8 protein-coding genes are annotated in these 11,523 nt (G+C 67.8%); 3 read left to right on the forward strand and 5 right to left on the reverse strand.

From position 1 onward, the window contains the following. Positions 1-28: 28 nt before the first annotated feature. From hrpA to MOQ72_RS38235, 4 genes are all read right to left on the reverse strand, one after another. Complete coding sequence (gene hrpA / locus MOQ72_RS38220; RefSeq protein ID WP_277955294.1) at positions 29-3,973, reverse strand: ATP-dependent RNA helicase HrpA; 3,945 nt, start codon at positions 3,971-3,973, stop codon at positions 29-31. Positions 3,974-4,234: 261 nt separating this feature from the next. Beyond that, entirely contained in the window at positions 4,235-5,413 is a 1,179-nt protein-coding gene (locus MOQ72_RS38225; RefSeq protein WP_242190816.1) for a THUMP-like domain-containing protein, read from the reverse strand. A gap of 120 nt (positions 5,414-5,533) precedes the next feature. Then, a complete protein-coding gene (locus MOQ72_RS38230; protein ID WP_242190817.1) occupies positions 5,534-6,316 on the reverse strand; it encodes an enoyl-CoA hydratase/isomerase family protein in 783 nt (260 codons plus the stop codon). Between the two features lie 290 nt (positions 6,317-6,606). Continuing rightward, on the reverse strand, positions 6,607-7,374 hold the full coding sequence (locus MOQ72_RS38235; protein ID WP_242190822.1) for an ABC transporter ATP-binding protein: 768 nt from the start codon (positions 7,372-7,374) through the stop codon (positions 6,607-6,609). 486 nt (positions 7,375-7,860) lie between these two features. On the opposite strand from MOQ72_RS38235, the gene MOQ72_RS38240 reads away from it, so the two are divergent. From MOQ72_RS38240 to MOQ72_RS38250, 3 genes are all read left to right on the forward strand, one after another. Then, the gene (locus tag MOQ72_RS38240; protein WP_242190818.1) at positions 7,861-8,484 is read left to right on the forward strand and encodes a cysteine dioxygenase; all 624 of its coding nucleotides are present in this window, start codon (positions 7,861-7,863) and stop codon (positions 8,482-8,484) included. Next, a complete protein-coding gene (locus tag MOQ72_RS38245) occupies positions 8,481-8,906 on the forward strand; it encodes a rhodanese-like domain-containing protein (protein WP_242190819.1) in 426 nt (141 codons plus the stop codon). The genes MOQ72_RS38240 and MOQ72_RS38245 overlap by 4 nt, the downstream gene beginning before the upstream one ends. A gap of 404 nt (positions 8,907-9,310) precedes the next feature. Beyond that, positions 9,311-10,435 (forward strand): hypothetical protein, encoded by a 1,125-nt coding sequence (locus MOQ72_RS38250; protein ID WP_242190820.1) that lies wholly within the window; start codon positions 9,311-9,313, stop codon positions 10,433-10,435. 5 nt (positions 10,436-10,440) lie between these two features. Here MOQ72_RS38250 and MOQ72_RS38255 read toward each other — a convergent pair whose 3' ends face one another. Continuing rightward, complete coding sequence (locus MOQ72_RS38255; protein ID WP_242190823.1) at positions 10,441-11,373, reverse strand: NADP-dependent oxidoreductase; 933 nt, start codon at positions 11,371-11,373, stop codon at positions 10,441-10,443. Between the last annotated feature and the right edge of the window lie 150 nt (positions 11,374-11,523).

Here is an 11,523-nt window from a genome sequence, read left to right on the forward strand (position 1 = left end):
CTCGTCGGCACTGGCGACGAGCATCGGATCAGTCGGCCAGCTTGTCCATCGCGCGGTGGATGCGTTTCACCGACACCGGCTGCGCGGTCCCGAGCGACTGCGCGAACAAGCTCACCCGCAATTCCTCGATCATCCACCCGATCCGCCGCAACGACTCGCTCGGCGAGCGGCCCTGGGGCACCCCGGCCAGCAAGTTCCGATAGCGCTGCTCGACTTCGTCCACCTGGTACATCCAGTCCCGGTCGCGCTGCGGGTGGTGCTGGAGCTTGTCCAGCCGTTGCTCGATCGCGCGCAGATAACGCGCCACATCGGACAGTCGAGCGAAGCCGGTGCCGGTCACGAATCCGGGATAGAGCAGGCCGCGGAGCTGGGTCTGGATGTCCGCGACGGCATCAGCGGGCAGCCCCTTGGGCCGGTCCGCCAGGATCGCCTCGACGCGCTGCGCCGCCACCAGGATCCGCTCCACTTCGGACACCGCGGCGACGGTGACCGCACCCAATTGCGCTCGAACCTTGTCCTGGAGAGCGGCGAAGGCCGCTTCTTCCCACACCGGTCCGCCGTTGTCCACCACCAGCTTGTCGACCGCACAGCTGACGCAGTCCTCCAACAGCGCGGTGAGGTCGCCGTACCGGCTGCCGCTGAACACGAGCCGGGTGGTGCCGTTCATCCCGCGCTGGATGGACTTCACCGGCGACGGGAGGTTCAACAGCAAGAGCCGACGCGTGCCGTCCCAAAGCGCCCGCTGCTGTTCCTCCGCCGTGTCGAACACCCGCACCGCGACGCTGTCACCGTCGTCCACCAGCGCCGGGTACGCCTTCACCGCGTGCCCCGAGCGCTGCTGCTCGAAGGTGCGCGGCAGCGAACCGAAGTTCCAGGAGCGCAACCCGCGCTTCTCGATGTCGTCGGCGGCAGCGGAGATCTCCGCGCGCAGCTTCGGTTTCAACCGCTGCTTGAGCGACTCCAGGTCCTTGGACTCGGCGAGCTTGCCGCCGTCGTCGTCCACCACCCGGAAGGTCATCTTCAGGTGGTCCGGGACCCGGTCGAGGTCCCACTCGGCGTGCGGCACCACGACTCCGGTCATGTTCCGGAGTTGCTGCTGCAGGCTGTCCAACAGCGGTCCGTCCGGCGCAGGCAGCCGGGACAGCACCGCCTTGGCGAAGTCCGGCACCGGAACGAAGTTGCGGCGCACGGGTTTCGGCAGCGACTTCAACAGCGCCGTCACGAGTTCCTCGCGCAGCCCTGGGATCTGCCAGTCGAAGCCGTCCGGCTGGATCTGGTTGAGCACCGGCAGCGGGATGTGCACGGTCACGCCGTCCGCGTCCGCGCCCGGCTCGAACTGGTAGGAAAGCGGCAGCCGGTGCCCGGCCTGCATCCAGAAGTCGGGGTAGTCCCGGTCGCTGACCGCCACCGACTCCTGGTTGATCAACATCGACTTCTCGAAGTTGAGCAGATCGGGCTGCTCTCGGCGGGCCTGCTTCCACCACGCGTCGAAGTGCCTGCCGGACACCACGTCAGCGCCGATGCGCTGGTCGTAGAACTCGAAGAGCGTCTCGTCATCGACCAGGATGTCGCGCCGTCGGGCCCGCTCCTCCAGGTCCTCGACCTCGTCGAGCATCGCGCGGTTCTCGTGGAAGAACGCGTGCCGGGTGTCCCAGTCGCCCTCCACCAGCGCGTGCCGGATGAACAGCTCCCGACTCAGCTCCTGGTCGATCCGCCCGTAGTTGACCTTGCGGCCGACCACCAGCGGAACGCCGTAGAGGGTGACCCGCTCAGCGGCGACCACCGCCGCGCGGTCCTTCTCCCAATGCGGCTCGCTGTAGTTGCGCTTGACCAGGTGCTGCGCGAGTCTCTCCACCCAGTCCGGTTCGATGCGGGCGGCGATGCGCGCCCAGAGACGGGAGGTTTCCACCAGTTCCGCCGCCATCACCCAGCGCGGCGGCTTCTTGAACAGCGACGATCCCGGGAACACCGCGAATCGGGCGTTGCGCGCGCCCTGGTACTCGTTCGCGCCGCGGCCGGGCGGGCCCGATTTCTTCTCGACGTCCTTGAGGCCGATGTGCGACAGCAGCCCGGAAAGCACGGACTGGTGGATCCGCGCCGAATCGGCCTGCTGGTCGCCGAGCGTCATGCCCATCGACTTGACCATTTGCCGCAGCTGGCCGTAGAGGTCCTGCCACTCGCGGACCCGCAGGTAGTTGAGGAAGTCGGTTCGGCACAGCTTCCGGAACTGGTTGGACGACAGTTCCTTCTGCTGGCCGCGCAGGTACCGCCACAGGCTGAGGTAGGTGAGGAAATCGGACTCGGCGTCCTTGTCGATGAAGCGCGCGTGCTTCTGGTCGGCCGCCTGCTGCTTGTCCGTCGGCCGTTCTCGGGGGTCCTGAATGGACAGTGCCGCGACGATGACGAGCACCTCGCCCACGCACCCGTTGCGTTCCGCTTCGAGCACCATCCGCGCCAGGCGGGGATCGATGGGCAGCTGCGCGAGCTTGCGACCGATCGGGGTCAGCCGCTTGTGCAGCTCGACCTTCGACCGGTCGAGTGCGCCCAACTCGTGCAGCAGGTTGATGCCGTCGGTGATCTGGCGGCGGTCCGGTGGTTCCAAGAACGGGAAGAATTCGATCTCGCCCAACCCCAGCGAGGTCATCTGCAGGATGACCGAGGCCAGGTGGGTGCGCAGGATTTCCGGATCGGTGAACTCGGGGCGCGACGAGAAGTCCTGCTCGGAGTACAGCCGGATGCAGATGCCTTCGGAGACCCGGCCGCACCGTCCCTTGCGCTGGTTCGCCGATGCCTGGGAGATCGGCTCGATGGGCAGCCGCTGCACCTTCGTCCGGAAGCTGTACCGGGAGATGCGCGCGGTGCCCGGATCGATGACGTACTTGATGCCTGGGACGGTCAGCGAGGTCTCGGCCACGTTGGTGGACAACACGATCCGCCGACCGGTGTGCGACTGGAACACGCGGTGCTGTTCAGCCGCTGTCAGCCGCGCGTACAACGGCAGAACCTCGGTGTTGGAGAGGTTCTGCTGCTGCAACGCGTCGGCGGTGTCCCGGATCTCCCGTTCGCCGCTGAGGAACACCAGGATGTCCCCCGGTCCGTCCGCGCACAGCTCGTCGACCGCATCGCAGATGGCCTGCGTCTGGTCGCGCACCACGTCCTCGGTGTCGTCCGAGTCGTCGAGCAGCGGGCGGTAGCGCACCTCGACGGGATACATGCGCCCGGAAACCTCGATCACGGGTGCGTCGTCGAAGTGCCGCGAGAAGCGCTCCGGGTCGATGGTGGCCGAGGTGATGATCACCTTGAGGTCGGGGCGGCGGGGCAGCAGTTGCTTGACGTAGCCGAGGATGAAGTCGATGTTCAGGCTGCGCTCGTGCGCCTCGTCGATGATCAGGGTGTCGTAGCGCCGCAGCAGCCGATCGTGCTGGATCTCGGCCAGCAGGATGCCGTCGGTCATCAGTTTGACGAGCGTTTCGGTACCGGCCCGCTCGGTGAAGCGCACCTGGTATCCGATAGCGCTGCCGAGCTCGGTGTCGAGTTCCTCGGCGACGCGTTCGGCGACGGTGCGCGCAGCCAGCCGCCGGGGCTGGGTGTGGCCGATCATGCCCTGGATCCCGCGGCCCAGCTCCAGGCACATCTTCGGCAGCTGAGTGGTCTTTCCGGAACCCGTCTCACCAGCGACGATGACGACCTGGTGATCGCGGATAGCGGCGAGCAACTCGTCCCGGCGTTGGCTGACCGGCAGCTGTTCCGGGTACCTGATCTCGGGTACGTTGCCGCGCCGACGCTCGATCCGGCGCTCCGCGGCCTCGACTTCGTCGGCGATCTCGGTCGTCACCGCCTGCAGCGCCGCCGGGTCACGGATCTTGCTTGCGCCCTCGATGCGACGGCGCAGCCGACGCTGGTCGTGCAGCATCAGCTCGGGCAAGCGTTCCCGCAGGTCGACGAGCGGGGTTTTCACAGACGACGTACCCATACTCCTACCAAGCATAGAGAAAGCCCCACAGGTCCTGCCGCTGGTTTTCGCCCTGCTCACAGAACGCGGTGGGCGTCGGGCCCATGTTGCGCCGCAATGCGCGTAGCGCAACCGCAGATGCCGTCTCGTTTCGGGGTCCCCGACCCAAGTACGTCCAAAACACCACGTCGGAGCGGTCATCCTGACATCACGCCGAAGAACCTGCGGCGGAGCCAGCCGCGAGCGTGGGCCAAGCAGCTACGCCGCGTCGAAGACACCCGCTCAGGTGCGCTCGGCATGGCACAGATATGCCATCGCCGCATCGCCGACTCTCGCCAACACCACGGTCGCTTCCCGCGCACCCTTCAGCTTGAGTCGACGACGCAGCGCATCCGGATCCACGTCGAGGCCGCGGACCAGGATCTCCAGTCGCCCCACCTCGTGGCGGCGCAGCTGCGCGCGCAGCGCCTTCTCGCTGTACCGGGCGTGCTCGAAAACCCGGAAGGCGCGGATCCCAGGGGGCGGTTCGTCGCCAGTCAGGTAGGCGATGTGCGGATCGAGCTGAGCCAGCCCGTGTCGCACGGCGTAATGCCGCACGAGCCCGGCACGCACCACAGCACCGTCCGGGTCGAGGATCCACTGCCGAACCTCGCTGACCGGGCAGTCGTCCGGCTCGGCATCCGTGATCGTCCAGCCAGCGCCGTCCGGCCGGAGCACCGTCGCCCGCCGTCGAACCCGGCGGTCGGCCAGCTCGCCGAACCACAGCCCGGCCTCCCTGACCTGCCCGGCCAGCGACACCACTTCGACTTCGGCGTCCTCCGGAACCGCCGCGAAATCGAGCCCTGGAGCGGACTTCACCACCAGATCGCGGTGGGCGTACACGTCGAGCAGTTCGTCCAGCGGCGGGACGAGGTCGGCCGGACACCAGCGCCGCCGACCGGTGTCGTCCCGGCGCGCCGGATCCGCGACCACAGCTGCGCCCCTGGTCACCGGACGCAGCGCGTCAGCCTCGACCAGCGCAGCCGACCGTCCGGCGGCCGCGAGGTTGTGCCGCGCCATCGACAGCCGAACCCGATCGAGATCGGAACCCACGCAACGGGCCGCAACAGCGGTCAACGCCACCAGGTCCGCGCCGATGGAACAAGTCACGTCGTGCACGTCGCGCCCGGCCAGTCGTCCGGCGCGGTGCTGTGCCACCACGCTCGCCGTCGCCTGCTGCAACGCCGAGTCGGTGAACAGCCAATCGGCACAATCGTCCAGTTTGGACTGCGCGCGACGCCGCAGCACGGCCGTTTCCAGTGCGGCAGCGGCGAACCGCTCGCCGACGAGCTTGCGGGCGGCAGCGACGTCGCTGAGTCGCGTCGACGTGGTCAATGCGAGCCCGGACAGCTCGGCGACCGCATCGCGGCCCACCGTCGAGCGCAGGAAAACCACGTCCTCAAGATCGAAGGTGTATCCCACCAGAGTCCCTCAACACCGCCGGTCGAAACGCGTTCCGCGATCGGCGAACCGATGCGCCGATCCACCGGATGGCTGGCCGGGTCGATCGGTCACGACGCGTTCCGTCCGGGCTCACCGGGGTCAGTTGCCGGTGAACTTCGCCTTCCCCGGACCGTTCTCGATGAACGAACGCATTCCGATCTTCTGGTCCTCGGTCGCGAAGGTGCCCGCGAACAGGTGGGTCTCCAGCTTCAAGCCGTTGTCCAGGTCGAGGTCCAGCCCGCCGTCGATCGCCGCCTTGGCCGCAGCCAGCGCACGGGCCGCACCGCCGGTGAACTGCTCGGCCCAGCGCCGCGCTGCCGCGTACACCTCATCAGGCGCGACGACCTCGTCGATCATGCCCAGCGACAGCGCTTCCCGCGCATCGACGAAGCGTCCGGTGTAGATGATGTCCTTCGCCTTGCTGGGCCCGATCAGGCGAGCCAGGCGCTGCGTACCGCCCGCACCGGGGATCACACCCAGCAGGATCTCCGGTTGGCCGACCTTGACGTTGTCCCCGGCGATGCGCCGATCGCAGCTCAGCGCCAATTCGAAGCCGCCGCCGAGGGCGTACCCGGTCAAGGCGGCCACGGTCGGCTTCGGAATCGCGGCGATCTGGCTCATCGCGTCCGACAGGCCGCGCTCTTCCTTGCGAGCCATGTCGGTGTAGGACATCTCGGCCATTTCCTTGATGTCCGCGCCTGCCGCGAAGACCTTTTCACCGCCGTAGACGATCACGGCGCGAACATCGGCGCGCTCGGCGGCCTCGATGGCCGTTTCGCGCAGCTCGATCTCGATCTGCCGGTTCAGCGCGTTCATCGGCGGCCGATCCAGCCGGATCGTCCCGATCGCACCGTCCACCTCAAACCTGACGAACTCGCCCACGCAGCAACCTCCTCGTCGAACCGCCACCATGCCGGAGGCTATCGCGCCGCGCCCCGACGACTGCTGTGCCACGGATCTCAGCGCGCGTTCCGGAACTCGTTTTGCGTGGCGGTGCGGATAACGGAACTTCGGAAGACCGCTCCTCGGGGTGCGGTCCCAGCACCAAACACGCCCAATACACCACGTCAGGGCGGTCCTCGCAGCGAACACCAGTGGACGGAGGCAGAAATCCGCGGCGTGATCAGTTGCGAGCCGGGGTCTAGCTGTCGCGCCGCTTCACCGGCGAGGTCTCAGCCACGCCGCCGCGCGAAGTACCGCGCACCGCTGCGCTGCAATTCCAGGTCCTGGTCGAAGGTCTTCGACAGGTTGTCCTCGGTGAGCACATCGTCAAGCAGCCCCTGCGCGACGATGTGCCCTTCGCGCAGCAGCAGCGCGTGGGTGAAACCTGGCGGGATCTCTTCGACGTGGTGGGTGACCAGCACCGATGCTGGCGCGTCCGGGTCCATGGCCAGCGCGGACAACCGCGCCACCAGGTCCTCCCGGCCACCCAGGTCGAGCCCGGCAGCAGGTTCGTCCAGCAACAGCAGTTCCGGGTCAGTCATCAGGGCCCGCGCGATGGTGGTGCGCTTGCGTTCCCCTTCGGACAACGTCGCGTACTGGCGATCAGCCAGGTGCGCCACCCCGAGCATTTCGAGCAGTTCCGCCGCGCGGTCGGTGTCCAGCGTGTCGTATTCCTCACGCCACCGGCCGAGCACCGAGTATCCAGCGCTGACCACGACGTCGCGGACCAGTTCGTCGCCGGGAATGCGAGCGGCCAACGCCGCGGAGCACAGGCCGATGCGGGGCCGGAGATCGAACACGTTGGTCTGGCCGAGCCGCTCGCCGAGCACATCGACGGTGCCGCCGCTCGGGTGCATCTCGGTGCTGGCCATCTTGAGCAGGGTCGTCTTGCCCGCTCCGTTCGGGCCTAGCACCACCCAGCGCTCGTCGAGCTCCACCGACCAGTTCACGTCGGCCACCAGCGTGGTCTTACCCCGCCGGACACCGACGCCATCCATCCGGATGACCAGGTCGTCCACGTCTACCTCCCAGCCGTGACTGACCGCAACGGCGCGGCATCGCGCAAACGGTTCGTCTCCGTCCGGACCGCCGCAGGTACCGGCAGGTCCCCTCCGCAACCCATTGTTCCGTCTCCAACTGCGGCAGCTGCGGCCGGGAGCACTCAGCGCTCGCCCGGCTGGGTGATCCGCGACGCAACGCCCGACCGCCCATTCCAGATACCGGGACGACCACATTCGTGCTGGCACGTTCACCGAGCCCGTGCCACGATCGCTGGCGTGTCCGATTCGTTGCTCACCCGCGATCGCGTGATCGACCTGTTCCGGGTCGTCGCTTCTGCCTGTCGCTGAAGCGGTCCCTTCCGACCGCACTTCCAGGCCCTCATCGCGCGGCACGACGAATCCGTCCACCGACCACACCCCACCACGTTCAGCCGGGTGTGCCTGTCGCGCCGTGCTCACCGCAAGAACGAACTGGAGACACGCATGAGCGCTGTGCGACAGCATCCACCCGAGGACAAGCGATCGCCCCACCTGTCCGAATACTCCCCGACCGAACCGCTCCCGGAACCGGGTGCGGTCGAGCTGCACCCCCGACTCGACATCCCGCTGCTGCACGACCTGATCCGCCCCGACCATCTGTTGTGGACACCGCGAGAGCTGCGTGACCTCACCGGCTTGGTCGCCTCCGAACTCACCGGACGGCTGCTCGACATCGTCCGCGTCGACGACGAAAACCGCTGGTGGGCCAAGCTCGGGCTCACCGCGGGCGTCGAGCTCTGGTTGCTGTCCTGGGCGCCCGGCCAGGGCACCGAACCGCACGAGCACGGCGGCGCTTCCGGCTCGTTCTCGGTGCTGTTCGGCGCACTCCGCGAGGACTACCGCTACCCCGCTGGCCCGGTGCGCACCACGCATCACGACGTCGGCTCGCGCATCGGATTCGGCAGCGGCCGGGCGCACCAGGTCCGCAATGTCAGCTCGGTGAATTCGGCGAGCGTGCACGCGTATTCGCCGCCGCTGCTGCCAGTTCGCTACTACTCGGACTTGGCCGACGTGCCGCCGATCCCACCGCAACGAGCGCAAGCAGCGCAGCCCAAGGAGCTCGGATGACCGAAGTCCCGATCCAACGGCAAGGCAGCGTCACGAGTGGTCCGTTCGGCATCGAGCACCTGCTGGCGGAATCACGGGCGAAGCTCACGCGGGTCTCGCCGCAAGAAGCCCTGGCATTGCAACGGCAGGGCGGTCTGATCATCGACATCAGGCCGCAGTCCGACCGGCTCGCCGAAGGCGAGATCCCGGGCGCGCTGACGGTCGAGCGAATCGTGCTGGAGTGGCGACTGGACCCAGCCGGTAGCCACCGGTTGGACGGCCTGCAGCCCGATCGCCCGATCATCCTGGTGTGCAACGAGGGCTACGCCTCCAGCCTCGCCGCGGCCCAAGCACAGGAACTCGGACTCGCCCGAGCAACCGACCTCGCAGGCGGATTCCGAGCCTGGAAAGCGGCTGGCCTCCCAGTCACATCAGCCGCCTAACCTCTGGCGCACCAACCCGAACCGAGGGAACCTTCCGGTCACTCCTGACAGGAAGGTTCCCTTGCCGCGATCCGCCGAGCCCGCCGAATGGTGTGGCCGCACGTTGACAGGAAGGTTCCCTTCCTCACGCCACCGCCGATGTCGCCCGCGCCTCAGTGACAGGAAGGTTCCCTTCCGCACCCTCCGACGCCGGTAAAGCCCCGTCGGTTGACAGGAAGGTTCCCTTCCTCATGTCAGGGGCCTGACCCGCAGTGGTCTTGGTGACAGGAAGGTTCCCTTGCTCGCATCCGCCGCCTCGGGCTGGTGGGGGCGGGGCTTGGTGGAAAGCGGGTATTGGCCCACGCCGTGTCCCGTACGCTTCCAGGTTTGTGCGAGCTCAGAGTCTTTTGTTCCGCCCTTGGGTCGTGACCGGTGTTGTGGGCGGCGTCGCGGTGGCTGCCGTGGAGCAGGTCGCGGGCACCGGCGCCGCTGGCGTCGCCATCGGTTGGCTGGGCGCCGTGGTCGGGGTGATCTTGCTGCCCATGGCGACCCAGCTCGGGTTGCTGGTGGGTTCGGTGGTTTTCGGGCTGCGCGTTCGGCACGTGATCTTCGGCGCGATGCGTGAAGTCGCCGCGTGGAAGCTCGGCCGCGTCACGTTCACCCTTCGCTCGCTACCGGTCACGCTGCGCTGCCAGATCGGCCCTTGGCGTTCTCCGGTGATCCTGCGCTGCTGGTTGGCAGGGCTGTTGTCGGCGCTGGTGGGGGTCGCGGTGGTCGTGGTCGGCTGGTTGCTCGCCGACGGGCCGTTCGGCCGTGGTTTCGTGCTCGCCGTGACCCCGCTCATGCTCTACAAGCTGTGGCCGAAGCGGGTTCCGCTGACCACCTCGACCGGTTGGCTGCTGTTCGCTTTGCCCCGCCTGCCCGATTCCGAGCGCGCCGAGTTCGTGGCCGCTCCGCTGGCCGCCCGCGTGTACGAGGCGTTGCGCGAGGGAGATATCGAGCGCGCGCAGGTCCAGGCCGACGAACTGGCCGTGCGGTATCCCGGTTTGAACGCGACGGTGTCGTGCCAGATCGCCGTGTTGGAGTCACGTGGCGAGTACGCGCCAGGTGTCATGCTGCTGCTGAAGTACCTGGCGGAGAACGACGACGTCCCACCTCGCAAGATGTCCTACCTGCTGGCCGGGTTGGCGGGTCTCGGTTTCAAGGCCGTGGAAGCCGGGCAGTTGCCCGCGGAAACCCTGCTGCCGACGGCCAAGAAGGCGCTCAACGACGCCATCCAGCTCGGCTACCCCGAATTCGAGCTCAGCGGCGCGAACGGACTGCTCGCACTGATCGAAGGTGATGCGGACAACGCGGTCCGCTTCGCCACCACCGGCGCCGAGTACAACCACTCCCCGCTGTCGCGCGCCGACGACTTCGCCACCCTCGCCCGTGCGCACATGGCGTGCCACGACAACGCCGCCGCACGAGTCGCCTTGGCGAAGGCCGAGGAGTTGGCTCCGTGGTCGCCGCGGGTTGCCGAGACCCGCCAACGGCTTTCCGTGGGATGAGCCGCTCACCGCACAGCGAGCACCAGCTTCCCGGTGGTACGGCCGGTTTCGCCGAGCGCGTGCGCCTTGGCTGCCTCCGCCAACGGGAACACACCCGCGATCTCCGCACGCAGGAGACCCGCTTCGACCAGTTCGCGGATGGCTCTCATACCCGCCTGGTCTGCCTCGACGATCAGCAACTCCGCACGCACTCCGAGTCGATCCGCTTCGGCGGCGGTTTCTTCCCGTCCGTACGGCAGGATCGACACCAGTACGCCGCCTCGCCGGAGGGTGCGCAGTGAGCGGCTCCGATAGTCGCCCGCGATGGTATCCAACACGACATCGACATCGCTGACAGCTGTCGCGAAATCGACCTCCCGGTAGTCGATCAGCTCGTCGGCCCCCAGACCGCGCAGGAATTCGTGCTTGCCCGCGCTGGCCGTGCCGATCACGTACGCGCCACGCGCTTTGGCGATCTGCACCGCCAGGTGACCGACGCCACCGGCCGCGGCGTGGATCAGGACCCGCTGCCCAGCTTGCAGCCGCGCGGTGTCGACCAAGGCTTGCCAGGCGGTCAGGGCGGCAAGCGGGATAGCGCCCGCCTGCACATGATCCACATTGGACGGCTTGGGCACGAATGCGCGGGCGGGGCCGGTGACGTACTCGGCGTGCGAGCCCGCGCCGTGCGGGTAGGGCAGCATCCCGAAGACCTCGTCGCCCGGTTTGTGCAGGGTGACGCCCAGCCCGACCGCCTCGACGACGCCGGAGACGTCCCAGCCCAGCACGTACGGCGGTTCCCCGAGGAACAACCGATTGGCTCGGTGCTTCCAGTCGGTCGGGTTGAGCCCGGCCGCGTGCACCTGGATCAGCACTTCGCTCGGCCCCGGTGCTGGCCGTTCCAGTTCCACTTCTCGCAGCACCTCGGGGCCGCCGAGGACGTCTTGGCTGATGGCGCGCATCGTGCTGGTTTCGCTCATGACTGGTCAGTACCGCCTCTCCGCGATTCACAGTGGTGGTTGCGTGCAGCCCGAATCTCCCGTTGCGTGGTTTCTCGTGGCTGGCTTGCGTCACAGTCCCCTGAGGTGCGGTTGAGGAGGACTGAGGTTGAC

The organism is Saccharopolyspora soli (assembly GCF_022678645.1).
Taxonomy (GTDB): Bacteria; Actinomycetota; Actinomycetes; order Mycobacteriales; family Pseudonocardiaceae; genus Saccharopolyspora; species Saccharopolyspora soli.